The following is a 26,238-nucleotide window of genomic DNA, read 5'->3' as shown; positions in this document are numbered from 1 at the left end:
ACCTCGTTATTCTTCGCGCGGTGTCGCGTTTTGCAGGGCACCGCAAGTGTAACGCCATCAAAAGAAGGGGGCAAAGCCCCCTTTCTGGTCAGAGAATGATTTGTCGCAGATCACCCAGCATAGTAGACAGGGTAGTGACAAAGCGGGCACCGTCGGCACCGTCAATGACCCGGTGGTCATAAGACAGCGCCAGCGGCACCATCAACCGTGGTTCAAACTCTTTACCGTTCCACTTCGGCTTGATGTCCGACTTGGAGACACCGAGGATGGCTACGTCCGGGGCGTTAACGATAGGCGTGAACTGCGTACCACCAATGCCGCCAAGGCTGGAGATGGTAAAGCTGGAGCCTTGCATATCTGCCGCTGTCAGCTTGCCGGCCCGTGCTTTGGCAGAAATTTCGCCCAGCTCTTTGGACAGGTCATAAACGCCTTTTTTGTTGACGTCACGCACCACCGGCACCACCAGGCCATTGGGTGTATCCACCGCAATACCGATGTGCACGAATTTCTTCATCACCAGTGATTCGCCGTCGTCGCCAATGGAGCAGTTGAACTTCGGATGCAGTTCCAGCGCCTTGGCCACCGCTTTCATGATGAAAATCAGTGGTGAGATCTTGAAGCTTTCTTTCTGCTTGGCCAGGGTTTCATTCTGGCTCTTGCGGAAAGCTTCCAGCTCAGTGATATCGGCCTCGTCGAACTGGGTTACGTGCGGGATTTGCACCCAGTTGCGGTGCAGGTTGGGGCCGGAGATCTTCTGGATGCGGCTCATTTTCACCACTTCCACTTCCCCGAACTTGCTCCAGTCAACTTTCGGCCAGTCAATCACCGAGACGTTACCACCACCGGCATTGCTGCCAGCAGCCGCTTTCGGGCGGGCCAGCTCAGCCTTGACGTAGTTCTGCACGTCTTCTTTGAGGATACGGCCTTTACGACCGGTGCCTTTCACCTGGTTCAGATCAACACCGAACTCCCGAGCCAGACGGCGTACCGACGGGCTGGCATGGGCCAGGCCACTGGCTTCTTTGTTACCCGCTGACGGATGGTGCGGCACCGGGTGCGGCTTCGGTTCAGATGGCGCCGGTGCGGCGCTCTGGCTGGGAGCTGCACTCGGGGCTTGGTTGGCCGTGCTACTGCTATCGGCAGCGCTCGCTGCACCGGCCGTTTCAATGCGGGCAATCAGCTTGCCTTCACTGATTTTGTCACCGGTGTTCACTTCGATGGCTTTGACCACGCCGGCAAAAGGCGCCGGGACTTCCATGGCGGCCTTGTCACCTTCCACAGAGATCAGTCCCTGCTCGGCTTCCACGGTATCGCCAACGGCCACCAGCACTTCCACCACTTCCACTTCACCACCGGCATCGGGCAGGGTGACATCCTTAACTTCCTTGCTGGCCAGCGCTGCGGCTTTAGCAGGTTCGGCAGCAGGTTCACCAGCGGCTTCTGCGGGAGCAGCACTATCGCTGTCACCGGCCGTTTCCAGTACCAGGATCAGGCTGCCTTCGGAAATTTTGTCACCGGTAGCCACTTTTACGTCAACCACTTTGCCGGCAAAAGGCGCGGGCACTTCCATGGCGGCTTTATCGCCTTCCACAGAAATAAGCCCTTGTTCGGCTTCCACGGTATCGCCAACGGCTACCAGAATTTCCACCACTTCCACTTCGCCACCGGCGTCGGGCAGGGTTACGTCCTGGCGTTCAGCCGCTTTTCCAGCCGCGCTTGGCGCTGCCGGCTCGGCAGCCGCAGGTTGCTGCTCGGTGCTGTTGTCAGCGTTGTTGTCAGTGGCCGCAGAAGCCACTTCGATGGTGCCGATTTTGTCACCGGTAGACACTTTGTCACCGGCATTGACGGTCAGACTTTTGATAGTGCCGGCAAAGGGAGCCGGAACTTCCATGGCGGCCTTGTCGCCTTCCACGGAGATAAGCCCCTGCTCTTCTTCGACGCTGTCACCCTCGGCGACCAGCAGTTCGGTGACATCGACTGCATCGCTGCCGATATCGGGCACGATCAGATCACGAATATCTGCCATTGCTCTTATCCTTACGCGTACAGCGGGTTGACTTTGTCGGCGTCGATATCAAAACGCTTGATGGCTTCGGCCACCAGTTTTTTGTCGACTTTGCCGGCCTTGGCCAGTTCGTACAGAGCGGCAACCACCACGTAATGGGTGTTGACCTCAAAGTGACGACGCAGGTTGTCACGACTGTCTGAGCGACCGAAACCGTCAGTACCCAGAACCCGATACGGACCCGGTACAAAACCACGCACTTGCTCAGCGTACAGCTTCATGTAGTCGGTCACCGCTACCGCCGGTACGCCATCGCTCAGCACACCGGTCATGAATGGCTGCTGTTCAGCGTCCGGATGCAGCATGTTGTGACGTTCTACGGCCATGCCTTCACGGGCCAGTTCGGTGAAACTGGTGACCGAGAACACGTCGACATCCACACCGAAGTCGCTCGCCAGGATCTGCGCCGCTTCGCGGGCTTGCAACAAGATGGTGCCAGAACCCAACAGCTGTACTTGTGCCTTACCCTTACCTTTGACGGTTTCGAGCTTGTAGATACCTTTACGGATACCTTCCTCAGCCCCTTCCGGCATGGCCGGCTGCTGGTAGTTCTCGTTCATTACCGTCAGGTAGTAGTAGATGTTTTCCTGCTCGCCATACATGCGGCGGATACCATCCTGAACAATCACCGCCACTTCGTAGCCGAAGGTCGGATCGTAGGACACACAGTTGGGAATGGTGGCTGAAAGAATATGGCTATGGCCATCTTCGTGCTGCAGGCCTTCACCATTAAGGGTGGTACGGCCGGCGGTGCCGCCAACCAGGAAGCCCCGGGCCTGCTGGTCACCGGCAGCCCAGGCCATGTCGCCAACCCGTTGGAAACCGAACATCGAGTAGTAGATGTAGAACGGGATCATCGGCTCGTTGTTGGTGCTGTAACTGGTAGCAGCAGCCACCCAGTCAGACATGGCGCCCAGCTCGTTGATACCTTCTTGCAGTACCTGACCTTTGCGATCTTCTTTATAGAAGGCCACCTGGTCGGCGTCTTGCGGGGTGTATTTCTGCCCTTCACGGCTGTAAATGCCCACCTGACGGAACAAGCCTTCCATACCAAAGGTACGGGCTTCATCAGGGATGATCGGTACCACCCGTTTGCCGATTTGCTTGTCTTTCAGCAACGCCGTCAGCACCCGCACAAAGGCCATGGTGGTGGAAATTTCGCGATCGCCACTGCCTTTGAGTACGGTATCAAAGGCATCCAGTTTCGGCAGGTCCAGCTCACCATTAAAGCGTACCTGGCGGCGCGGCATAAAGCCGTGCAACGCCTCGCGGCGGGCCTTGAGGTATTTCACCTCTTCGGAGTCTTCACCGGGGTGGTAGTACGGGATGTCAGCCAGTTTGTCGTCACTGATCGGAATGTTGAAACGGTCACGGAAGTACTTGATGGCTTCCATGTCCATTTTCTTGACCTGGTGGGCAATGTTTTTGCCTTCACCGGCGTCACCCATGCCATAACCTTTAACGGTTTTGGCCAGGATCACGGTAGGACGACCCTTGGTATTCACCGCGCGGTGATAGGCGGCGTAAACCTTGTACGGATCATGGCCACCACGGTTCAGGCGCCAGATGTCGTCATCCGACATATTGGCAACCATTTCCTTGGTTTCCGGGTACTTACCGAAGAAATTGTCACGGGTGTATTTGCCGCCTTTGGCTTTGTAGTTCTGGTACTCACCGTCAACGGTTTCTTCCATGATCTGCAGCAGTTTGCCGGAGGTATCACGGGCCAGCAGCGGATCCCAGTAACGACCCCAGATCACTTTCAACACTTCCCAGCCAGCGCCACGGAAGGTGCCTTCCAGCTCCTGGATGATCTTACCGTTACCACGCACCGGGCCATCCAGGCGCTGCAGGTTACAGTTGATCACAAAGATCAGGTTATCGAGCTTCTCGCGGGCCGCCAGGCTGATAGCACCCAGCGCTTCCGGCTCATCACACTCGCCGTCACCCATGAAGCAGTAGACTTTTTGCTCAGAGCAATCCTTGATACCGCGATCGGTCAGGTACTTAAGGAAACGGGCCTGATAGATAGCAGCAATGGGGCCCAGCCCCATGGATACAGTCGGGAACTGCCAGTAGTCCGGCATCAGTTTCGGGTGTGGGTAAGAAGATAACCCTTCACCATCGACTTCCTGACGGAAACTGTCGAGTTGCGCTTCGGTGAAGCGCCCTTCCAGGAAAGAACGTGCGTAGATCCCCGGGGCAATGTGGCCCTGGAAGTAGATCAGATCGCCGCCGTCTTTGTCGTTGGGCGCCCGGAAGAAGTGGTTAAAGCCCACATCGTACAGGGTGGCGCTGGAGGCAAAGGATGAAATATGACCACCCAGCTCCAGGTTCTTTTTGGAACCACGCAGTACCATCGCCAGCGCATTCCAGCGGATGATGGAACGAATACGTCGCTCCATGCCTTGGTCGCCGGGCATTTCCGGCTCTTGGCCCACCGGAATGGTGTTGACGTACGCAGTAGTGGCTTCGAAAGGCAGGTGAGCGCCATTACGACGAGCCTGATCAGTCAGGGATTCCAGCAGGTAATGGGCACGTTCAGCACCTTCTTCTTCCATGACCGCCTGGAGCGCGTCCAGCCATTCACGGGTTTCCTGCGGGTCCACGTCATGCATAACCTTCTCTGACATGGCTTGTTCCTTATTTTGCTCTGTAGTGATTAAACGAAAATCGTCTGCGACCTAAACCATAGTTCAGCTGGCCGAGTTAGACGGTTTGCCTTGCAGCCGGCGCAATGACCGCTGTAAACGGCTTTGCTCCCGGCGAATATCCAACAGGGTTTCTTCCAGGTAGGCCAGGTGCTGTTCGCAGGCCTGGCGTGCTTCCTGGGGTTTGCCGGAAACAATACATTCCAGCAAATATTTACGATGCTGACCCACATGCTCAGGGGCACTGGCCCGCTGGTATAGCATCTCAAGGTTTTGTTGCACATTGGCCACCAGCATCGGCTTCATGACCCGAAACAGGTGCAGGATCACCACATTGTGGCTGGCCTGCGCTACCAGTTCATGAAAGCGGGTAATGGCGCGGGCTTCTTGGGCGACATCACTGTTGGCATGGGCACTTTCCACCTCAACATAGGCCGCACGAATTTCTGCAAAGTCGGTATTGGTGCCACGCAGCGCCGCGTAGTAAGCCGCCATGGCTTCCAGCGCATAACGAAACTCCAGCAGATCCAGCTGCCCTTCGGAGTGCTTGGCCAGCATGTCGAACAGCGGGTTGGCCAGCTCGCCATAGATATCCTGGCTGACAAAAGTACCGCCCCCCTGACGACGTACCAGCAAGCCTTTGGATTCGAGTTTTTGAATGGCTTCACGCACGGATGGGCGCGACACGTCAAACTGCACCGCCAGCTCTCGCTCCGGTGGCAGCTTTTGGCCCGGCGCCAAAGTGCCTTCAAGGATCAGCTTCTCCAGCTGCTCCTTGATGACATCGGCGATACGGGGCTGACGAATACGCTGATAGCCTGCCATGCTGTAAATTGGTATTACCAATAGCCTAAAGAATGGACACACCTTAGCAGAAGCCAGAATCGCTGTCCATTCAGTAGACTGGAGGGTGAGATCAGCTCATCAGAGATGTTATCGGCTTGCTATGAAATTGGTCATACCAGCCAACCGAACAGGGTCAGGATAGCCACCAGGGTCAGGAAGAACAGCAGATTACGCTTGGCCAGGGCCACCAGGCACAGTACCGGTTGCTGGCTGCGAGGATCCGACACATCCACTTCTTCCGCCGCCAGAGCCACTTCACCAAGGTAATTTTCGTTGTCATTGGGGTGGCGTAACAGCCCTTCCAACCATAACGGCATCGCCCGTGAGTAATGACCAACAAACGCAAAGCCCATGGCTGTCAGCCGTACCGGCAACCAATCCGCCAGTTTGATTAAGCGGCGCGGCTCAGCTTGCTGCTGGTCTTGCCAATAGCGCAATAGCCCGTAGGCCAATGCCGCACCAATGCCGGCTACTACGTAAAAAAACATCACCGCACAATAATGGCGATAATTGGCCCACAACAATGCCATCAGAGTACGCTGGCGGCCTTGATAATGCTCGGAGGTCAATGGCTGTTCCAGTTGTTCAGAACAAAGATCTGCCGCTTCCAGATCGCCTCGTGAAAAGGCGTTCAGCATACGCCGGTAATCCAGCCGTACCTGGGTTGTATTAAGCGTCAACCACAACAGCAGCACCGTCAACGGCCAGGCCAGTATCCCCGGCAGAGCTCCCATCAATAAATCCACCAGCAACGCGAAGGCGAGCAACGCCAAAGTCAGTAGTGGTAATGACAACGCCGGCTCTCGCAGCCGTTGTGGCAGTTTGGCCAGCAGTGCTGAGTATTGCCATGCCAACGGCAGCATAGTGACCCGATCCAGTGCCAGCAGCACCAGCAGGGTGATCAACATCATGAGGATGACTCCAGAGTATGGTAGAAGGTCAGCCAATCAAAACCGGCGCCCGGGTCAGTTTTGCGCATCGGGGCAATGGTTTCATGGCCAGTAATACGATCAGCCGGCAGTGCCAGCTCCGCCAGCAACCACCGGCAAAGCATGGCCAAAGCCTGGTACTGGGCAGCACTAAAAGGCATGTGGTCGGCGCCTTCTAGCTCTATGCCGATACTGTTGTCATTAAGGTTTTCACGGCCAAGAAAAGTCGATTTACCCGCGTGCCAGGCACGCTCCTGCAGCGGCACAAACTGCCTGATTTCGCCATCACGACAAACGAGAAAATGGGCGCTGACCCGCACTCCATGCAGACGAGCAAACCAGGGGTGGCTGCCGGTATCGAGCTGGCCAAGGAAAAAGTCACTGATGGCCTCAGCCCCGGGCTGATTCGGTGGCAGGCTGATGTTATGCAACACCAGCAAATCCGGGGTTACGCCATCAGGCCGGGCGTCTTTGTGTGGCGAAAGCAGGCGGCGGGCGCCGGGGTACCAGTCCAAAGCTGAGCTCCTTTGACATCTGTTGCCACTTTAGCACAGCAAACTGTTGAAATTACGACCTATTCAAACTCAATACTGGCAGGCCGCTCGTCGGTAGGAATGGCCTTTTCACCACTAGCCCATTCCCCCAAATCAATTAGCTGACAACGCTTCGAGCAAAAGGGCCGAAAAGGGTTATCTTCTGACCACGTCAGCTCATGCTGACACGTCGGGCATTTAACTTTCATCTTGTTCTCCTCAAGACCAACTGCAATGGCACAAGGTCAGTGGCAGATCTTCTGCCACCGGCAGGCTTTCACCATCGTCACCGAGGCGCATCAAGCGGATAGTGTAACGGCCGCGGTGGCCTGAGACACTGGGGTAAAGATCCGGGCTGAGATCGCCCACCAACAGCAGTACCAAGTGCTCAGCGCTGCCTTGGTAAAAACCATTACGGGCCTGCACTTTGTCTTTGCGGCCACCTTCACGCACCAGTTTTAAAAATAATGCCAGCGCCTGTGCCAACGGCTCCACGGCACTGAGCCAGGCGCCCACATCGGCTTGCCGCACTGTTGCTTCACGGGCCAGCCAGCAACCCAGTTGCGGTACATCAAAGGCGGCATCGCCCCCGGCCACGGAAAAGCGCGAGCGCAGCGCCATCAGCAGCGGTTCACTGCGCCAGGCACTGCCTAGCCGACTCTGCGCCAGCAGCCACTGGCGTTGTTCACTCAGGGCATCGGACAGGCTTGCCAGGCGCGCGCTGTCCACGCCTGGCATACTGGCCCAGCGGCCTAACTGCTCAAGCGTTCGCTCCAGATCTTTAATGAGCTCAGCTTTGATGTCACCCCGCTCCAAGACATCCTGCACATCAAACAAAGCACGGAAAAAAGGCCAACGCGCCTCATTTGCCTCGGCAAAGAGCCGGGTCAGCAAATGATCAAGGCGCAAATAGGCCCGAAATTTTTCGTTTAGCGGGAATTCAAACGGCACAGGCCAATGTCCAGAGCATGTTCAGAATGGCTTTTTTATCATAGCCTTTTTTGCGCTGCTAACGACAGATAGCGCTGATGTAAAACGTCTACCTGTTCAGCCAGAGCGTCGGGTGTGCCGCTGTTATCAATGATGTCGTCAGCCGCCGCCAGTCGTTCGCGGCGAGACAGCTGCCGGGCCATAATAGCGTCGGCATCAGCGCTGGCGTCACGTGCTAATACACGCTGACGCTGCGTATCGGCGGGAGCGTCCACCACCAGTACCCGATCACAGTCTTGGTTCAGACCATTTTCCAGCAACAGCGGCACCACCCACAGCACATAAGGGCTCGTGGCGGCAGCGAGCTGTTGCTGCATCTGTTCACGAATAAGCGGATGTAACAGCTGGTTTAGCCACTGTCGCGCCGCTTCGTCGCTGAACACCTGAAGACGCAGCGCGGCGCGGTTCAGTTGGCCGTCAGCCTGCAACACTGTGGGGCCAAAGTGTTCTGCTATCGCCGCCAGGGCCTGGCTGCCAGGGGCGACAACCTGCCGGGCAACCACATCGGCATCCACCAGAGCAATTCCGTTGTCAGCAAACAGCGTGGCCACGGTACTTTTACCGGAACCGATACCGCCGGTCAGGCCGACAATAAAATCAGCCACTGAGCAGCCCCAGGTACCAGTTGTTAATGGCCTGCCCCCAGATCAAGGCAACCCAGCCAGCGGCCGCCAAGAAGGGGCCAAAAGGCATCGGCTGGTTCCCTTTTTTCAGCGCGCTGGCAATACCCCAGGCAGCCCCGAACAGTGAAGACAGCAAGATGATTTGTGGCAACATCCAGGGGCCAAGCCAGGCGCCCAGTGCGGCTAACAGCTTGAAATCGCCGTAGCCCATACCCTCTTTACCGGTCAGTAACTTGAAGGCCCAATACACCGACCACAGAACCAGATACCCTATCACCGCTCCTGTTATCGCCTCTGCCGGGCTGACCAGCCCGCCCCAGAGACTCAGCAGCAACCCCCCCCACAGCAAGGGCAAGGTTAAATCGTCCGGCAGCAGCATGGTGTCAGCATCGATAAAGGTCAGTGCCAACAACACCCAGGTAAAGAGCAACGCCGCCCAGGTGAAGCTGCTGGCGCCGTAGTGCCAGGCGACCACCGCCGACAGCAAGCCACAGCTCAGCTCTACCAGTGGGTAACGCACGGCGATTGATGTTTGACAGTGGCGGCATTTACCACGCAGCAGCAGCCAGCTCAACAGCGGAATGTTGTCGTACCAGGCAACTTTGGCACGGCAGCTGGGGCAATGGCTGTGGGGCAGCAACAGATTAAAGCGCTCACTGGCTGGTTGTTCCAGCTCCAGTAGTTCCCGGCTCTCCGCCTGCCAGCGCCGGGTCAGCATTACCGGCAGCCGGTAAATCACCACATTCAGAAAGCTGCCGACCAGCAGCCCCAGCCCCAAGACAAGGGCCGTGAACGCCACTGCGTCACGGCCCCAAAAAGCAATGGCATTGTCTAACAACTTATTTCACCACATTACCCAGCTGGAAGATTGGCAAGTACATGGCAATGACCAGGCCACCGATGATGGGCCCCAGTACAATCATGATGGCCGGCTCCATCAGGCTCATCAGGCCATCGACAGCATCATCCACTTCCTGCTCATAGATACTGGCCACCTTGCTGGTCATTTGATCGATTGAACCGGATTCTTCACCAATCAACACCATTTGAATCAGCATTTCCGGGAAAACCTGGGTGGTACGCATGGCAATGTTCATCTGCATCCCTGATTCCACTTCCCGGCGTACTTTCAAAATGGCATCGCGGTATAAGGCATTACCAGAGGCGCCAGCCGAAGAGGTCAGGCCATCAATCAAGGGCACACCCGCAGCAAAGGTGGTTGAAAGGGTACGGGAAAAACGGGCTAGTGAGGATTTATGCAAAATGGGGCCGATAATGGGAATGCGCAACAAAAACTTATCGGTATTGTCGCGCACTTTCTGGGAGCGGCGGTGCATGGCACGGAAGGTAAAACCGGCGGCAATCAGCACCGCCAGCAGGATATACCAGGAACTTTGCACGATGTGCGAAAGGCTGATCCACATGCGGGTGAACGCCGGCAACTCGGCGCCAAAGGAGTGGAAAATGTCCTCGAACTGCGGCACCACGAAAATCAGCAAAATGGCCATAACGACAATGGCCACAAAGACAATGGCCGCCGGGTAGAATAGCGCTTTTTTGATTTTCGACTTCAGTTCTTCCTGTTTTTCCTTGTAGATGGCAATGCGATCAAACATGGTTTCCATGGCACCGGCGTGCTCCCCTGCCGCCACCAGATCGCGATATAAAGAATCAAAATACAGCGGGTATTTACCCAGCGCTTCAGAGAGTAAAGTACCGCTTTGCACATCGGCGCTGATTTTGATCATCATCTCCCGCACCGCATCTTTTTTGTAGCCTTTGGCAATAATGTCCAGCGACTGCACCAAGGGCACCCCGGAAGCCAGCATGGTGGCCAGTTGCCGGGTTATTGCAGCAATATCAGCAGGTTCCACCTTCGAACCAAAAGCAAACAGTGGTTTGGGTTTGCGTTTGACTTCCTTGGGAGTGATCCCCTGGGTGCGCAGCTGTGCCTTGACCTCGTTGATACGAGCACCGGTGATCTCACCCTGCACCTTTTCACCGCGGCGGTTAACCCCTTTCCAGGTAAAGACATCCAGCTTGACGGTATCCACCTTGCGCTTTGTTGCCGTTGCCATAAGCCCTTCCCTCAGTAACTGGTAACGCGGTTAATTTCGGCCAGCGATGTCACGCCCTGGCGCGCCTTTTCCAGGCCCGACTGGCGCAGGTTTTTAACGCCCTCACGTTGGGCCTGGCTGGCAATATCCAGCGAGTTACCACCTTCCATAATGATCTTCGCCAGCGACTCACTCATCGCCATGGTTTCGTAGATCCCCACTCGCCCTTTGTAACCACCGGTGCACTCACTGCACCCCACGGCCCGGTAAAGGGTAAAACCTTCTTCAATTTGCCGCGGCGAAAAACCCTGGCGCAACAGCTCGTCTTTTGGCAATTCTTCCGGTTGTTTGCAGGACGGGCACAAACGCCGCCCCAGCCGCTGGGCAATAACCAAGGTGACACTGGAGGCAATGTTGTAGGGTGGCACGCCCATATTGACCAGACGGGTCAGGGTTTCCGAAGCCGAGTTGGTGTGCAAAGTCGACAGCACCAAGTGACCGGTTTGCGCCGCCTTGATGGCAATTTCAGCCGTTTCCAGGTCACGAATTTCCCCGACCATGATCACGTCCGGGTCCTGACGCAAAAACGAGCGCAGGGCCGAGGCAAAGGTCATCCCCGCCTTGGCGTGGATCTGCACCTGATTCACCCCCGGCAAGTTGATTTCAACCGGGTCTTCGGCGGTGGAAATATTAATCTCTTCGGTATTGAGAATATTAAGGCCGGTGTAGAGCGACACCGTTTTACCGGAGCCGGTGGGGCCGGTTACCAGAATCATGCCCTGCGGCCGGTTCAAGGCCTCCAGGTACATCTGCTTTTGTTCCGGATCATAGCCCAGCATATCTATGCCCAGCTGCGCCGAGCTGGAGTCGAGAATACGCATAACGATTTTCTCGCCCCACAGGGTTGGCAGGGTTGAGACCCGAAAATCGATGGCTTTTTTGCGGCTCAAACGCAATTTAATACGGCCGTCTTGCGGAATACGCCGCTCGGCAATATCGAGCTTCGACATGACCTTGATACGGGCCGCCAGGCGGCTGGCAACCGCTACCGGCGGCGCTGCCACTTCATGCAAAATACCGTCGATACGAAAGCGAATGCGGTAGTGTTTTTCATAAGGCTCAAAGTGCAGATCCGAGGCGCCCTTACGAATGGCATCCATGAGAATTTTATTCACATAGATAACAATGGGCGCATCGTCTTCCTTGCCGCTGGCATTGAGTTCCGCTTCCCGCTCTTCCGGGTCATCTACTGCCAGATCAGCCAGTTCATCGTCTTTGACATCACCGATATCCAGGCTGCCACCGGAGCTTTCCAGCAGTTTATCGATGGCCTTGGCCAGTTCATCGGCATTAACCAACACCGCCTCGGTGGGCAGACGCAGGTTAAAACGAAAGTCTTCCAGCGCCTGCTGGTTAGACGGGTCGGCAGTGGCAATGAACAGGCGGTTTTTTCTTTTAAACAGCGGCAGCACAGAATGCTTTTGAATAAGCTGCTCATTCAAAAGCGTACTGGGAATGGTATCGAGGTCGAACTTACTGAGGTCAAAGACCGGCAGGCCAAACTGCTCGGACAAAAACGCGGCAAAATCGGCGGCACTGAGTTCGGAGCGTTTGAGCACATCAAACAGCGGGATCAACCCGGAGCTGTGTTCCTTTAACAGAGCTTCAGCCGTACTTTGGTTGATTTTGCCTCGACGCAGTAGCAGCGCCAAGGTGCCTTTGGCAACAGGAAGGAATCCGGACATTATATCAAATTAAAGGTAGGCGCACTGGAACGTTAGATTTTTCCAAGATATGCAGTGCGCCTAGAAACATCAGCAAATTCCAGCGGCTACGCAGGTACCTGTACTGGTGTCCCACTTGACTCGGCCATTAGCAAATGTTGGCACAAGAATGTAATTTTCGCCATTGAGTCCGTCTGTTGCTACAGCAGTCGCTGTAATGGTGCCATCAGTGGTAGTTACAGACGCAACATATTTACTCGCATCAGGAGCGACGATACTCCAGCCAGGACCGTGCTGACCATCAGTACAGCCAGTGACACTACCTTTGTCCTGTGCACAAATCTCTACAGCTGTTTTAAGAGCCGACGTTGCAGCTACAACTTCAGAGAACTTCGCCTTTTTGGTGTAGTTCTGATAGGCCGGCAGTGCGATAGCGGCCAGGATGCCGATGATCGCAACCACGATCATCAATTCAATCAAGGTAAAACCCTGTTGTTTCTTCATGGTGAATCCCCTCTTATGCGATTCGGTTTTAACATGCCCGCAAGCTGGGCTGAACAAATTATTAACGCCCATCCGCCAAAAGCCAAGAGGTGCGTCAAATATAATTACCCCGTCTGTGAGGTGCTTATCATCCTCAGCCAGCGGCGGTAACTCTCTCCAGAGCATACCCCTAAGCCCTTGGCAGGTAAATGCTTACATGACATTGATGGCACAGCCATTTTACAATAGCGCGCCGTTTGCCAAGGAGCTGTTTGATGAGCGACCCGATAATGCAGACCGTCCAACAGGCCTTGGCCGAAGACTTGGGTGGCCAGATTGATGCCAGCATGGATATTACCGCCCAGCTGGTACCGGCAGATAGCTTACGCCGGGCACGGGTAATTACCCGTGAAGACATGGTATTTTGTGGCCGCCAGTGGGTTGAAGCCACCTTTGCCGCCCTCGGTGGCGAAGTGGAGTTGCATTTTAGCGCCGCCGACGGTGACTGGCTGGCCGCCGGCAGCACCCTCTTCACCCTGGCCGGCCCGGCCCGGCTGCTGCTGACCGGCGAGCGCACCGCGCTTAATTTTGTGCAGTTTCTCTCTGGTACCGCCACCACCACCCGTGACTACCAGAACAAGCTCGCTGGCCGCCAGACACAGCTGCTGGACACCCGTAAAACCATTCCGGGGCTGCGCCAGGCGCAAAAGTACGCGGTTACCTGCGGCGGCGGTAAAAACCACCGTATTGGCCTCTATGACGCCTTTTTAATTAAGGAAAATCATATTGCTGCCGCCGGCTCTATCGCCAAGGCCATAGCCCAGGCTGCCAGCATCGCGCCCGGCAAGCCGGTTGAAGTTGAGGTGGAAAATCTCGCCGAGCTGGCTGAGGCACTGCAGGCTGGCGCCGACATCATCATGCTGGATAACTTTTCGCTGGCCGATATGCGTACCGCCGTCAAAGAACGTGACCGGCTGCACCCGGCAAGCAAGCTGGAAGTCTCCGGCAATGTAACAGACGACGCCCTGATTGCCATTGCCGATACCGGCGTCGATTACATCTCCAGTGGCGCGCTGACCAAACATGTCAGGGCCATTGACCTGTCGATGCGCTTTGAAGACTGAGCACTGGCAGAACGATAAAAAAAAGCGGCCATTAGGCCGCTTTTTTTATTAGCGCAGCAGTAACACCGGGGTGCGGCTGTGGCGGATCATCGCAGTCGTGGTAGAGCCCACCAAAAACTGCCGTACCCGCGAGTGGCCATAGGCTCCCATCACCAGCATGTCGGTTTCGTGCTGCTGTTGGTAGTCGCTCAGCACTTTTTCTACATCGCCACTGATAATGGCGCCTTGTGCCTGATGCCCTTGCGCACGCAAGGTGACCAGGGCCCAGTCAAGCTGAGCCTGATTGTCGGCGTTGCTGTCAGCCACCATCACTACATGGCAGGGCAACCCTTTAAAAAGTGGGCTATTGGCGACCATTTCCACCCCTTTACAGGTGGTTTGTGAGCCATCAAAGGCAACCAGTACCGAGCTGGGCTGGCTGAAGGCTGCCGGGGTCAACAGCACTGGCTTATGCATGGCGCGGATAAGCCGCTCGACATGCATGCCCAGTTCGTCAGCGTGGGCGTGGTCGGCAGCACCACGCTTGCCCACTACCAGCAGCCGGATGTCGGCTTCGATGTCGCTGATGCTGGCCACCAGTTCACCGTGGCGCTGGCGACAGTCAATGGTAAGGCCACTATCGGCCAGGCTGGCCTTGGTGCCATCAAGCATTTGCTGGCCCTGGGCCATAGCCAGTTTCGAGCGCTGCTCGTCCAGCCGCACCATTTCCTCGATCAGCGCTTCTTGTGCCCCCAGGCCAATGGCCCCGGAGAAGTCACCGGCATGTTCGCCGTGATGGTGGTCAAGAATGTGCAGCAGCGTCAGCGGCGTTTGCAGCTGGCCAGCAGCCCAGGCGGCATATTGGCTAACGGCAGCGCTGTGGGCAGAGCCGTCAATACAGGCCATTACGTGCATGGTCATCCTTTTCTCCTTAGTGTCCCATCAGCCGTTCAACGGCCTCCGGCTTGTTATGTACGGCGAAGCGATCAACCAAGGTTGCAGAAGCTTCGTTGAGGCCGACAATATCGACTTCCGTGCCTTCCCGGCGCAGTTTGATGACAATCTTGTCCAGCGCCTCAACGGCGGTCAGATCCCAGAAATGGGCACGGCTGACATCAATACGCACCTTCGCCGTGGCTTCTTTGAAATCAATGGCGTCAACCAGCTTATTGGCAGAGGTAAAAAAGATTTGGCCCACCACCTGATATTCGCGCCATTCGCCCTGCTGCTGGCTGCCCACATAGAGCACCCGGCCCACTTTGTTAGCAAAAAACAGCGCTGACAGCAAAACACCAATGCCGACCCCAATCGCCAGGTTATGCGTCGCTACCACCGCCACCACCGTCGACAGCATGACGATATTGGTGCTCAGTGGATGCTTTTTCAGATCGCGAATAGAAGCCCAGTTAAAGGTACCAATGGACACCATGATCATCACCGCTACCAGTGCCGCCATGGGGATCTGCGCCACCCACTTGCCAAGGAACACCACCAAAATCAGCAAAAATACCCCGGCCACCAGTGTTGACAGCCGGGTTCGGCCACCGGATTTCACGTTGATAACCGACTGGCCAATCATCGCACAGCCAGCCATACCGCCGAGAAAGCCGGCAGCGATGTTGGCCATGCCCTGGCCACGGCACTCACGGTTTTTGTCGCTGCTGGTGTCAGTGAAATCGTCAACGATAGTGGCGGTCATCATCGACTCCAACAAACCGACGATCGACAGCGCCAGCGCATAAGGCGCGATGATGGTGAAGGTGTGCCAGTTCAGCGGTACATCCGGGAACAGAAACACCGGCAGTGAATCTGGTAATTGCCCCATGTCACCGACCCGGTGCACATCCAGCCCCAGATAGAGGGAAATGGCCGTCAACACCAGAATGCTCACCAACGGAGAAGGCACCGCTTTGGTCACATAAGGGAACAGGTAGATAATGCCAAGGCCGGCAGCGGTCATGGCATAGACCTGCCAGGTGACGTTGGTCAGCTCTGGCAGTTGCGCCATGAAAATCAGAATAGCCAGGGCGTTAACAAAGCCGGTTACCACCGAGCGCGACACAAAACGCATCAGCTCACCCAGGCGCAGCACCCCGGCAATGATCTGAAAAACACCGGTAAGAATGGTGGTGGCTAGCAGGTACTGCAGGCCATAGTCTTTGATCAAGGTCGTCATCACCAGCGCCATGGCACCGGTAGCGGCCGAAATCATCGCTGGCCGGCCGCCGGCAAAAGCCGAGACCACAGCAATACAAAAAGAGGCATAGAGGCCAACTTTCGGATCTACCCCGGCGATGATGGAAAAGGCAATAGCCTCTGGGATCAACGCCAGGGCCACCACCAGCCCGGAGAGAATGTCATTGCGGGGGTTCGAAAACCACTGTTGCCGCCAGCTCATGGGTTACTACCTTGGTCAACTCAACAAAGCGCGGCATTGTACAGTTCTTGGCTAGCTGTTCCCACCCCGGCGCAGCATCCCCCGCTGCGACAGGTCGCCCTGCAGCTTATGCACCACCGCCATAACCACATGCCCGGCACTGACCGTGATGAGGCTCCAGGCCAACACTTCGTGCACTTCTTCCAGAGTACGGTGCAAGCTACCGCCGAAGCCCGGCAGGCTGAACCCCCACCATAGGGCGGTGGGGCCGCTGCGGGTAATGACAATACCAATACCGGCCAGCATCAACAGGCCCATCAGAATATAGAGCAGTACATGGCCCCAGTGCGCCAGCTTGGCATTGAGTGGGGTTAGCCCGGCAACCGGAATGGGATTGACCTGGCGCCAAATGGCACGCACCAGCAGCAACACAAAGGTCAGCACGCCGATATTGACATGGCCGTCTTTCATGGTGTCGCGCAGCCAGCTGCCTTTTTCCGGCAGGCCCATGGTCAGCCCGACCAGAAACAACAGCACGATCAGCACTGCCATCAACCAGTGCAATGCACGGGCAGGAAAGCCGTATCGTTCAGTCGTGTTTTTCAGCATGCGTATTCTCCTTGTGGCTACCCGCAGTATGCCGACTTTGCCTTAACACAGGCTTAGCCGATTTTTAACGCCCCAGTTGCTGCGCCAGCCACTGCTTAAGCTGCACAGCTGGCAACGCACCGCTGACCCGTGCCAATTCCTGGCCCTGATGAAAAAGGATCAGGGTTGGAATGGAACGGATGCCATAGCTACCACTGGCCGCTGGCGCCTGCATGGTATCCACTTTGGCGAAGCTGACCTGACCGGCCAGCTCACTGGCCACTTCAGCAAAGATCGGCGCCATCATTTTGCAGGGGCCACACCATTCGGCCCAAAAATCTACCAGCAATGGCAAACCATGGCGACTGATGGCCTGGCGCAGATTACCATCGTCCAGGGCCATCACACGGCCATCGAGCAGCGGTGCTTTGCAGGCACCACATTTGGGGCCGTCACCCAGACGGTCATCGGCAACGCGATTGAGTTTCTGACAGGAAGGACACAGCAGTTCCATAATGGTTCTCCAAGATACCCTTGTGGGTATCAGTTTAACCCCTTGACCGCTTCCAGAATAGGGCCGTTGGCCGCCGGAAATTCCAGCTCGTCGAGTTCACTGATAGCGTGCCAGCCGCCCTGTTGCCCTTCGCGGCCGTGGGGCTGGCCAACAAAGCCACGCACCAAGTACACATCCAGCGCTACGGCCTTGTCCGGATAATCATGTTCGACCAGTAGCAAGGGCTCTGCCACCACCACATTGATGCCGATTTCCTCGCAAAGCTCCCGGTCCAGTGCTGTCAGTACCGCTTCGCCCGGTTCCACTTTGCCGCCGGGAAATTCCCACTTGCCGCCCTGGTGCTGGTGCGCCAGACGTTTAGTCAGGAACACTTCACCCCGGCCATTTTCGACCACGCCAACGGCGACATGGATACGTTTTTTCATGGCTTGCCCTCAAACACAAAACGGCCCATTAAGGCCGTTTTGCTGATCTTACCTGCCGTTACGCCAGTTTGCCGTGGCAGTGCTTATATTTCTTGCCGGAGCCACAGGGGCACGGGTCATTACGGCCAACTTTCGGACCATCACGCATTACCGTTTCAACGGCGCCTGCAGCTTCCGCGGCTTCATTATCGGTCAGGGCATGGCTTTCAGCGTGCTGGTACTGGTGCGGCACCTGTTCGGCGCGACGACGCTGTTCTTCTACCGCTTCGACGTCTTCCTCAGCCTGCACCTGCACTTTGGAAAGAATAGTCACCACATCATGCTTGAGGCTTTCCAGCATTTCGGTGAACAGCTCAAAGGCTTCACGCTTGTATTCCTGCTTGGGATTTTTCTGCGCATAACCACGCAGGTGAATGCCCTGACGCAGGTGATCCATAGCCGCCAGATGCTCTTTCCAGAGGCCATCGAGGGTTTGCAGCATCACCGCTTTTTCAAAGTGCCGCATCACTTCGGCGCCCACCTGCTCTTCTTTGGCCCGGTAAGCATTTTCAACCACTTCGTGGATACGCTCACGCAGGGTTTCTTCATGCAGTTTGTCGTCTTCGTCCAACCACTGCTGAATGGGCATCGCGAGCATAAAGTCGCCGCGCAGGCGTTCTTCCAGGCCGGCTACATCCCACATTTCCTCCAGAGACTCTGGCGGAATATAGGCGCTGATGGTTTTTTCTACGACGTCGGCGCGAATGGCATCGATGGTGTCTTTGATGTTATCGGCATCCATCTGCTCATTGCGCTGGTCGTAGATCACCCGGCGCTGGTCGTTGGCCACGTCATCGTACTCCAGCAGCTGCTTACGCATGTCGAAGTTACGGCCTTCCACTTTACGCTGCGCGTTTTCGATGGCGCGGTTCACCCAGGGGTGTTCGATGGCTTCACCATGCTCCATGCCGAGCCGCTTCATCATGTTGGTAACACGATCAGAGGCGAAGATCCGCATCAGCGCATCTTCCATAGACAGGTAGAAACGGCTGGAGCCCGGGTCACCCTGACGGCCAGAACGGCCCCGCAGCTGGTTATCGATACGGCGTGACTCGTGACGCTCAGTACCAATAATATGCAGACCACCGGCATCCAGCACGGCGTTATGGCGTTCTTGCCACTGCTGCTTGATTTGGGCAATTTGCTCGTCGGTGGGGTTATCGAGCTTGTCGATCTCGGCCTGCCAGCTACCGCCAAGAATAATATCGGTACCACGGCCTGCCATGTTGGTGGCAATGGTCACGGCGCCAGGCTGGCCGGCCTGGGCAACAATGTCCGCTTCCATGGCATGGTACTTGGCATTCAGTACCTGATGTGGAATGCCTTCTTTGCGCAGCAGCCGTGACAACAGCTCAGAAGATTCGATGGAAATGGTCCCCACCAGAATGGGCCGGCCTTTATCACGCTGGGTTTTGATGTCAGTGATAATGGCGTCGTATTTTTCTTCTGCCGACAGATAGACCTGATCCGGCATGTCATCACGGATCATCGGTTTATTGGTCGGGATCACCACCGTTTCCAGGCCATAGATATGGTTGAATTCGAAGGCTTCGGTATCAGCGGTACCGGTCATACCGGACAGCTTGTCGTAAAGGCGGAAATAGTTCTGGAAGGTGATGGAGGCCAGCGTCTGGTTTTCGTTCTGGATCTTCACCCCTTCTTTGGCTTCCACCGCCTGGTGCAGACCTTCGGACCAACGCCGCCCCGGCATGGTCCGGCCGGTGTGTTCATCAACGATAACAATTTCATCATCGGCAACGATGTAATCGACATCTTTGTGGAACAGATGATGCGCCCGCAGCGCTGCATTCACGTGGTGCAGCAAGCTAATGGAGCTGGCACTGAACAGGCTGTCATCTTCTTCCAGCATGCCCTTTTCTTTGAGGATTTCCTCAATGTGTACCTGGCCACGTTCGGTCAGGTAGAGCTGTTTGGCTTTTTCATCAATAGTGAAATCGCCGTCGCCCATTTCCCCTTCTTTATCTTCTTCAGCCTGGCGCTGGAGGCTCGGCACGATACTGTTGATCTGACGATACAGCTCGGACGAATCCTCCGCCGGGCCAGAGATGATCAGCGGAGTCCGCGCTTCATCGATAAGAATGGAGTCCACTTCATCGACAATGGCAAAGGCCAGCTTGCGCTGTACCCGCTCTTGCGGGCTAAACGCCATGTTGTCGCGCAGATAGTCAAAACCAAACTCGTTGTTGGTGCCGTACAGAATGTCGGTGGCATAGGCCTGCTGTTTTTCGTCCGGGCCCATGCCGGGAACGTTAACGCCTACGGTCAGGCCAAGAAATTCAAACAGCGGCCGGTTGGTGTCAGCATCACGACGAGCCAGGTAATCGTTCACCGTCACCACGTGCACCGGGCCGGTCAGGCCATTCAGGTAAGCAGACAGGGTGGCGGTCAGGGTTTTACCTTCACCGGTACGCATCTCGGCAATTTTGCCTTGGTGCAGCACCATGCCGCCAATCATCTGCACGTCGAAGTGGCGCATACCAAAAATACGCTTGGAGGCTTCACGTACCAGCGCAAAGGCTTCCGGCAGAATGTCGTCGAGCGTCTCACCTTTATCGAGGCGGCTGCGAAACTCCGCAGTTTTGGCGCGCAACGCGTCGTCATCCATGGCTTCGTATTGTGGCTCCAGAGCATTGATCCGGGCCACGACCTTGCCGAGGCGCTTGATAGTGCGGTCGTTGCGACTGCCGATAATCTTGGTGAGAAATTGTGTGAACATAATCCTGTCTTTTCGATATGTGGCCCGGCTCGAGTGCCGGTTATTATTCCTTAAAGGCCGCCGTGACGATAGAGGTAATCTGCCGGGTTACGGGGCCGGTTAAACGCCTGTACTTCAAAATGCAGGTGAGGGCCGGTGGCTCGGCCGGTTTCCCCCACCCGGGCAATAACCTGCCCCTGTTTTACCTGTTCGCCGCGCGTCACCAATAGCTGACTGTTATGGCCATAGCGGCTCACCAAGCCATTACCATGGGCAATTTCCACTAACTTGCCATAGCCAGCGTAAGCACCGGCAAAGGTCACTACACCGGGGCCGCTGGCATGTACCGGGGTACCGATACCGGCCGCCATATCCAGGCCACTGTGAAAACGACGCTGGCCATTAATAGGATCGGTACGATAACCAAACCCGGACGAAAGCCGGCTATGTGCTAATGGCGACGTCAGCTCTGTGACATGGTGGCGCCCCTGCCATTTTTCAAGCAGTTGATAGATTTTATCCAGTTGCGGCAGTTGTCCGGGCACCGGCACCTCCGGTAGCGGCCCCAGCCCCAGCTGCCGGGACAGCAGCTCTGCCCGCACTGTCAGGCTGGCTAATTGCGCACGGGTTTCGGCCAGCTGCTGCTGAATATTCTGATAACGCGCGGCGGCCAGCTGATCACTGCTGGTGGCAGCCGGTACTGTAGCTTGCGCCGCAGGCATCAAGCTCCAGCTCAGTAACACGACTGTCACTATCAGTGCAGCTAACAGCCATAACGGCAATTGCCATTGCCGTTGGCGGCCGCGGCCGTTGATAATGAACGTCAGTGTCATGGTGAAGGCCTTTGTTATGTCCGAGCAACCGAGCAACCTGGAAGACCTTATGCAGCAAAGCCTCAGTGGCTTAGCGTCATTGTCACGCAAGGCACGACAACTGGCGGCGTTGCAGCAGCACCTGGAAAAGGTTTTGCCAGCGCCACTGTCCGGCCATTGCCGGGTTGCCAACTTGCGCGGAGGTATTCTGGTACTCGAAACCGGCAGTGCAGCCTGGCTGAGCCAGCTACGCCTGCAACGGACCTTGTTGTTAAGCCAGATGCGGCAAATGCTCCCCAGCCTAACCAGCATTGATCTGCGGATCAACCCGGCCTGCAACAAGGCGGCCCCGAACGTTATCGCAACGCCGCGGCCCAACCCGCGAAAAATCAGTGCTGGCGCAGCAGCCTCACTATTGGCTCTAGCAGATGAAGCGCCGCCAGCTTTGCAGCGGAGCCTGAAAAGACTTGCGGCGCTCAGTGAGCGCCGCAAGGAAGAAGGGTCGACGGATTAGGCCAGGCTGAGGTTCGGAGACAAGTAGGCGATAGGAGACGCATCGCCCTCATCTTCGTAAGTGACTGTTTGCCACTTTTCCTGATGAGCCAGGATTTCCCGCACCATCAGGTTGTTCAGCGCATGGCCGGACTTGAATGAACGGAACTCACCAATGATCGAGTGGCCGGCCAGGAACAGGTCACCCACCGCATCCAGTAGCTTGTGCTTAACGAATTCATCTTCGTAGCGCAGCCCTTCATTGTTGAGGATCTTGTAATCATCCAGCACTACCGCGTTTTCCATTGAACCACCCAAGGCCAGGTTATTGGCCCGCAGCGTTTCAATGTCCCGCATAAAGCCAAACGTCCGGGCGCGGCTGATTTCCTTAACAAAGGATGTCGTGGAAAAATCCATTTCCAGGCGCTGATTACGCCCTTCCATGGCCGGATGCTTAAAGTCGATGGCCACATCCATCTTAAAGCCGTCGTAAGGACGGAACTCAGCCCACTTGTCGCCCATTTCCACCCGGATCGTATCCGTGATGCGGATGAATTTTTTGGCGGCTGACTGTTCCTCGATGCCGGCAGATTGCAACAGGAACACAAAAGGGCTGGCGCTGCCGTCCATGATCGGTACTTCCGGAGCATCAACATCCACATAGAGGTTGTCGATACCAAGTGCCGCCAGAGCAGCACTGAGATGCTCAACAGTCGCGATTTTGACACCACCGTCGCCATGCAGGCAGGTACACAGCATGGTGTCCTGAACCAGACTACCATCCGCCGGGATCTCGACCACCGGGTCCAGATCGACGCGACGGAACACAACCCCGGTATTTACCGGTGCCGGACGCAGGCACAAGGTAACCTTGTTACCACTGTGCAAGCCGACGCCAGTAGCGCGAATAGCGCTTTTAAGGGTTCGTTGCCTGATCATCATTGACCTCGCATCTCACAAGGTAAGCCACAACTGGTCTTACCTGAAAAAAAGGTGCAGTAGTATAACACCAGAAGGTGACAATACCAATGACAGGGTATGGCCTTCTACTGTTCACTTCCGCCCGTTAGGGCTGCGCCGTTCAGTCAGCCTGGCGGCGCAAAAACGCCGGAATATCCAGGTAGTCCAGATCCGCCTGACTGTTACGCTTTGGTGCCGGCGCGGGTTCGTCCTGCTTACGCAGCTCCGCCTGAGCCGGTTGTGACTGCCCTTTGGCGACCGGCATCGGACGGCCATGGGTGCCGTCACCGCTAGGCTGGGCTACAGGCTGACGCGGCGGTTCCGGATTTTGCTGCACCAAAGTGATCTCTGGCTTACGCTCACCGCCGCCAATACCGGTAGCGACCACGGTCACACGGATATCTTCATCCATCTCGGCATCGATAGTGGTACCGACCACCACAGTGGCGTGCTCGGAAGCAAAACCCTGCACGGCGTTACCAACAATTTCAAACTCTTCAATGCTGAGGTTCATACCTGCGGTGATGTTAACCAGAATGCCACGGGCACCGGCCAGATCCACATCTTCAAGCAGCGGGCTGGAAATGGCCAGGTCAGCCGCTTCCTGCGCACGGTCTTCACCGCGGGCGACACCGCTACCCATCATCGCTTTGCCCATTTCGCTCATCACGGTACGCACATCAGCAAAGTCGACGTTGATCATGCCCGGGTGGGTGATCAATTCGGCAATGCCTTTTACGGCGCCCAGCAGCACGTCGTTGGCAGACTTGAAGGCGTCCAGCAAGCTGGTGGATTTACCCAGCACCTTCAGCAGCTTCTCGTTGGGGATGGTGATCAGCGAGTCAACGTGTGCTTCCAGCTGGCTGATCCCTTCCTGTGCATAAGCCATACGCTTTTTGCCTTCGAAGGGGAACGGCTTGGTGACCACCGCAACGGTCAGAATGCCTAGTTCTTTGGCCACTTCCGCTACCACTGGCGCAGCACCGGTGCCGGTACCGCCACCCATACCGGCGGCAATGAACAGCATATCGGCGCCTTCCAGCACTTCCCGGATATGCTCGCGATCTTCTTCGGCACTCTGACGACCTACCTGCGGGTTAGCGCCAGCACCCAGCCCTTTGGTGACATTGGCACCGAGCTGGATAGTGACATCCGCCTTGGAGGTTTTCAGCGCTTGCGCATCCGTATTGGCAGCGATGAATTCCACGCCTTCAATAGTTTGTTCCACCATGTGCTGGACAGCGTTACCGCCGCCACCACCGACGCCGATGACCTTAATGACGGCCTCATCGGTATGGCCTTCAACAAATTCAAACATGATTCTCGTCTCCAATCGTTCTGCCTGTGTCCTTAAAAATGCCCTTTGAACCAGCTTTGCAGCTTGCTCCAAAGGCTACTGACGCCTTCCCCTACCGAATGTCGCTCACTGCGGCGCACTGCATTGTCATCCTTGCCGTAATGCAGCAAACCCATGGCGGTGGCGAAACGGGGGTCGGCCACGTAGTCGTTCAGCCCTTTTACCGGTAGCGGTACACCCAGGCGTACCGGCATCTGGAACAGCTCCTCTGCAAAAGCAATGGCGCCTTCCATTTGGGCGGTGCCGCCGGTCAGTACAATGCCGGCGGCGATCTGTTCTTCCAAACCGCTCTTGCGCAGTTCTTCCTGTACCAGTTCAAACAGCTCCTGGTAACGCGGTTCCACCACTTCCGCCAGGGTGTGGCGGCTCATGGTGCGTGAAGGCCGGCCACCCACGGACGGCACTTCGATGTTCTCTTCTTTGCTCACCAGGCTCTTGATGGCACAGGCGTAGCGGGTTTTGATCTCTTCGGCATGGCTAAGCGGGGTGCGGAAGATTTTCGCAATATCCGATGTCACCTGATTACCGGCGGCAGGGATCACTGCGGTATGGCGAATGGCGCCATTGGTAAACACCGCCATATCCATGGTGCCGGCACCCACATCAACGACACAGACACCCAGCTCTTTTTCGTCGTCGGTCAGTACCGCGTAACTGGACGCCAGCGCCGAGAAAATCAGCTGGTCAGCCTTAAGATCGCAACGCTCCACACACTTGATGATGTTGCGGGCCATGTCGTTCGCGCAGGTCACCAGGTGAACACTGGCGGTTAAGCGCACGCCACTCATCCCGATAGGGCTTTTGATACCCTCTTGGTAATCGATACCAAACTCCTGCGGCAAGACGTGCAGAATGCGCCGCCCTTCCGGGATCTGTACCGACTTGGCGGTGTGGATCACCGCTTCCACGTCATCCTGCGACACTTCCGCATCGTTGATGGGTACCATGCCGGACTCGTTCTGGCAGCGCACATGCCGGCCGGAGATGGCCAGGTAAACTGCGCTGACCTGACAGTCAGCCATTACTTCGGCTTCATCTACCGCCCGCTGTACCGACTGGGCCACGGAGTCCAGGTCATTGACCCCACCCTTGTCCATACCTCGGGATGGGTGATTACCCACGCCCAGTACATTGAGCTGGCCATCAGGCAAGGCTTCACCGATCACCGCCACAATCTTGGAGGTACCGATATCCAGTCCGACAATCAGTTTTCTGTCTGTTGCCTTGGTCATGGCGTCTTCTTCTCGTCCTGTTGCTGCCAACCCACGGCAAACCCGGTGTCATAACGCATATCCAGGTATGCCGGTTGGCGTTTGCCTCCCTCTACATAAGGGAAACTGTCGATAAACCGTTGCACCCGCCTGAGGGTGTCTTCCCGCCCGAGAATAATCTTCAGGCCATTTTTTAGCTGCAGCGACCAGGCGTTACGGTCACTGCACCAAGCTGCTGCCGGCTGATAGCCGTTGTCTTCCAGCAGCGTCGCCAGCTTCTGGTAGCCGGCCAGCACCTCAGCAGCATCGCCTTCGGGGCCGTATAACGCCGGCAAAGCGGCTTCCGCTTTGCCGGGCTTGGCAGTAAATACCTGCCCCTGTTCATTAAGCAGCGCCTGACCATTCCAGCGTGCGACCGGCTGCTGCTCCACCAAAAACACCTGCAGGGTTCTTGGCCAGGCCTTGCGTATCGAGGCCTGATAAATCCAGGGCAGTGCTTCCAGCCGCTGCTGCACATCGTTCACGTCAACCGTGAAAAAGCTGCCCAATGGTTGTGCTCGCAAGGCGGCTTTGATGGCTGCAGCCGGGGTGTGGGGATGTGCCCCTTTCACCTCGATTTGCTCCACCGGTAACCGCCCCTGGTCACGCATGGTGTGCCACAACGCCACACCACTGGCTGTAAAGCCGACCAGTACCATGGCAAAAAAGCCTAGGCCCAGCCAAAACTGCCACCGCTGCACCGG

25 protein-coding genes are annotated in these 26,238 nt (G+C 56.4%); 2 read left to right on the top strand and 23 right to left on the bottom strand.

Annotated features, from left to right (window positions below):
- Nucleotides 1-88: 88 nt before the first annotated feature.
- The 12 genes from aceF to WDB70_RS01660 all read right to left on the bottom strand — a co-directional run bounded on the left by aceF (nucleotide 89) and on the right by WDB70_RS01660 (nucleotide 12,922).
- On the bottom strand, nucleotides 89-2,026 hold the full coding sequence (gene aceF / locus WDB70_RS01715) for a pyruvate dehydrogenase complex dihydrolipoyllysine-residue acetyltransferase (protein WP_406665990.1): 1,938 nt from the start codon (nucleotides 2,024-2,026) through the stop codon (nucleotides 89-91).
- Between the two features lie 11 nt (nucleotides 2,027-2,037).
- Nucleotides 2,038-4,698 (bottom strand): pyruvate dehydrogenase (acetyl-transferring), homodimeric type, encoded by a 2,661-nt coding sequence (gene aceE, locus WDB70_RS01710; RefSeq protein ID WP_406665988.1) that lies wholly within the window; start codon nucleotides 4,696-4,698, stop codon nucleotides 2,038-2,040.
- Between the two features lie 63 nt (nucleotides 4,699-4,761).
- Nucleotides 4,762-5,541 (bottom strand): pyruvate dehydrogenase complex transcriptional repressor PdhR, encoded by a 780-nt coding sequence (gene pdhR, locus WDB70_RS01705; protein ID WP_406665986.1) that lies wholly within the window; start codon nucleotides 5,539-5,541, stop codon nucleotides 4,762-4,764.
- 131 nt (nucleotides 5,542-5,672) lie between these two features.
- Nucleotides 5,673-6,473 carry a regulatory signaling modulator protein AmpE gene (ampE, locus tag WDB70_RS01700; protein ID WP_406665984.1) on the bottom strand — a complete coding sequence of 267 codons (801 nt, stop codon included), beginning with the start codon at nucleotides 6,471-6,473 and terminating at the stop codon, nucleotides 5,673-5,675.
- On the bottom strand, nucleotides 6,470-7,006 hold the full coding sequence (gene ampD / locus WDB70_RS01695) for a 1,6-anhydro-N-acetylmuramyl-L-alanine amidase AmpD (RefSeq protein WP_406665982.1): 537 nt from the start codon (nucleotides 7,004-7,006) through the stop codon (nucleotides 6,470-6,472). The genes ampE and ampD overlap by 4 nt, the downstream gene beginning before the upstream one ends.
- Nucleotides 7,007-7,065: 59 nt before the next feature.
- Nucleotides 7,066-7,233, bottom strand: a complete 168-nt coding sequence (yacG, locus tag WDB70_RS01690) for a DNA gyrase inhibitor YacG (protein ID WP_406665980.1) — start codon at nucleotides 7,231-7,233, stop codon at nucleotides 7,066-7,068.
- A gap of 10 nt (nucleotides 7,234-7,243) precedes the next feature.
- The gene (gene zapD, locus WDB70_RS01685) at nucleotides 7,244-7,975 is read right to left on the bottom strand and encodes a cell division protein ZapD (RefSeq protein WP_406665978.1); all 732 of its coding nucleotides are present in this window, start codon (nucleotides 7,973-7,975) and stop codon (nucleotides 7,244-7,246) included.
- Between the two features lie 38 nt (nucleotides 7,976-8,013).
- A complete protein-coding gene (gene coaE / locus WDB70_RS01680; RefSeq protein WP_406665976.1) occupies nucleotides 8,014-8,619 on the bottom strand; it encodes a dephospho-CoA kinase in 606 nt (201 codons plus the stop codon).
- Nucleotides 8,612-9,475, bottom strand: a complete 864-nt coding sequence (locus tag WDB70_RS01675; protein WP_406665974.1) for a prepilin peptidase — start codon at nucleotides 9,473-9,475, stop codon at nucleotides 8,612-8,614. The genes coaE and WDB70_RS01675 overlap by 8 nt, the downstream gene beginning before the upstream one ends.
- A gap of 1 nt (nucleotide 9,476) precedes the next feature.
- Nucleotides 9,477-10,715 carry a type II secretion system F family protein gene (locus WDB70_RS01670; protein ID WP_406665972.1) on the bottom strand — a complete coding sequence of 413 codons (1,239 nt, stop codon included), beginning with the start codon at nucleotides 10,713-10,715 and terminating at the stop codon, nucleotides 9,477-9,479.
- A gap of 11 nt (nucleotides 10,716-10,726) precedes the next feature.
- Nucleotides 10,727-12,439, bottom strand: coding sequence for a type IV-A pilus assembly ATPase PilB (gene pilB, locus WDB70_RS01665; RefSeq protein ID WP_406665970.1), 1,713 nt, complete (start codon nucleotides 12,437-12,439; stop codon nucleotides 10,727-10,729).
- A 69-nt stretch (nucleotides 12,440-12,508) separates the two neighbouring features.
- A complete protein-coding gene (locus tag WDB70_RS01660; protein WP_406665968.1) occupies nucleotides 12,509-12,922 on the bottom strand; it encodes a prepilin-type N-terminal cleavage/methylation domain-containing protein in 414 nt (137 codons plus the stop codon).
- Nucleotides 12,923-13,176: 254 nt separating this feature from the next.
- On the opposite strand from WDB70_RS01660, the gene nadC reads away from it, so the two are divergent.
- Nucleotides 13,177-14,025: a carboxylating nicotinate-nucleotide diphosphorylase gene (nadC, locus tag WDB70_RS01655; RefSeq protein WP_406665966.1), complete on the top strand. Its 849-nt coding sequence runs from the start codon at nucleotides 13,177-13,179 to the stop codon at nucleotides 14,023-14,025.
- A gap of 48 nt (nucleotides 14,026-14,073) precedes the next feature.
- Here the strand turns inward: nadC and WDB70_RS01650 are convergent, their stop codons facing one another.
- The 7 genes from WDB70_RS01650 to WDB70_RS01620 all read right to left on the bottom strand — a co-directional run bounded on the left by WDB70_RS01650 (nucleotide 14,074) and on the right by WDB70_RS01620 (nucleotide 21,496).
- On the bottom strand, nucleotides 14,074-14,925 hold the full coding sequence (locus tag WDB70_RS01650; protein WP_406665964.1) for a universal stress protein: 852 nt from the start codon (nucleotides 14,923-14,925) through the stop codon (nucleotides 14,074-14,076).
- A 10-nt stretch (nucleotides 14,926-14,935) separates the two neighbouring features.
- Nucleotides 14,936-16,402: a SulP family inorganic anion transporter gene (locus WDB70_RS01645; protein ID WP_406665962.1), complete on the bottom strand. Its 1,467-nt coding sequence runs from the start codon at nucleotides 16,400-16,402 to the stop codon at nucleotides 14,936-14,938.
- 51 nt (nucleotides 16,403-16,453) lie between these two features.
- Nucleotides 16,454-16,990 (bottom strand): cytochrome b, encoded by a 537-nt coding sequence (locus WDB70_RS01640; protein WP_406665960.1) that lies wholly within the window; start codon nucleotides 16,988-16,990, stop codon nucleotides 16,454-16,456.
- A gap of 64 nt (nucleotides 16,991-17,054) precedes the next feature.
- Nucleotides 17,055-17,483 (bottom strand): thioredoxin TrxC, encoded by a 429-nt coding sequence (gene trxC / locus WDB70_RS01635; protein WP_406665958.1) that lies wholly within the window; start codon nucleotides 17,481-17,483, stop codon nucleotides 17,055-17,057.
- A gap of 29 nt (nucleotides 17,484-17,512) precedes the next feature.
- Entirely contained in the window at nucleotides 17,513-17,908 is a 396-nt protein-coding gene (mutT, locus tag WDB70_RS01630; protein ID WP_406665956.1) for an 8-oxo-dGTP diphosphatase MutT, read from the bottom strand.
- A gap of 58 nt (nucleotides 17,909-17,966) precedes the next feature.
- Nucleotides 17,967-20,684, bottom strand: coding sequence for a preprotein translocase subunit SecA (gene secA, locus WDB70_RS01625; protein ID WP_406665954.1), 2,718 nt, complete (start codon nucleotides 20,682-20,684; stop codon nucleotides 17,967-17,969).
- A gap of 50 nt (nucleotides 20,685-20,734) precedes the next feature.
- Entirely contained in the window at nucleotides 20,735-21,496 is a 762-nt protein-coding gene (locus tag WDB70_RS01620) for a M23 family metallopeptidase (protein ID WP_406665952.1), read from the bottom strand.
- 16 nt (nucleotides 21,497-21,512) lie between these two features.
- Here WDB70_RS01620 and WDB70_RS01615 point away from each other — a divergent pair, with 16 nt between their 5' ends.
- Complete coding sequence (locus tag WDB70_RS01615; RefSeq protein ID WP_406665950.1) at nucleotides 21,513-21,989, top strand: DUF721 domain-containing protein; 477 nt, start codon at nucleotides 21,513-21,515, stop codon at nucleotides 21,987-21,989.
- Here WDB70_RS01615 and lpxC read toward each other — a convergent pair.
- The 4 genes from lpxC to WDB70_RS01595 form a co-directional block, all read right to left on the bottom strand.
- Entirely contained in the window at nucleotides 21,986-22,906 is a 921-nt protein-coding gene (gene lpxC, locus WDB70_RS01610; protein WP_406667990.1) for a UDP-3-O-acyl-N-acetylglucosamine deacetylase, read from the bottom strand. The two genes, WDB70_RS01615 and lpxC, sit on opposite strands and share 4 nt — an antisense overlap.
- 142 nt (nucleotides 22,907-23,048) lie before the next feature.
- Nucleotides 23,049-24,245 (bottom strand): cell division protein FtsZ, encoded by a 1,197-nt coding sequence (gene ftsZ / locus WDB70_RS01605; protein WP_406665948.1) that lies wholly within the window; start codon nucleotides 24,243-24,245, stop codon nucleotides 23,049-23,051.
- 32 nt (nucleotides 24,246-24,277) lie between these two features.
- Nucleotides 24,278-25,516, bottom strand: a complete 1,239-nt coding sequence (ftsA, locus tag WDB70_RS01600) for a cell division protein FtsA (RefSeq protein WP_406665946.1) — start codon at nucleotides 25,514-25,516, stop codon at nucleotides 24,278-24,280.
- On the bottom strand, nucleotides 25,513-26,235 hold the full coding sequence (locus tag WDB70_RS01595) for a cell division protein FtsQ/DivIB (RefSeq protein ID WP_406665944.1): 723 nt from the start codon (nucleotides 26,233-26,235) through the stop codon (nucleotides 25,513-25,515). The genes ftsA and WDB70_RS01595 overlap by 4 nt, the downstream gene beginning before the upstream one ends.
- Nucleotides 26,236-26,238 lie beyond the last annotated feature (3 nt).

Origin of the sequence: Gallaecimonas aegicerasi, from assembly GCF_045291545.1 — a bacterium.
Taxonomy (GTDB): Bacteria; Pseudomonadota; Gammaproteobacteria; order Enterobacterales; family Gallaecimonadaceae; genus Gallaecimonas.
The sequence above is the reverse complement of the archived record's forward strand: the minus strand, read 5'-3'. Positions and strand labels throughout refer to the sequence as shown.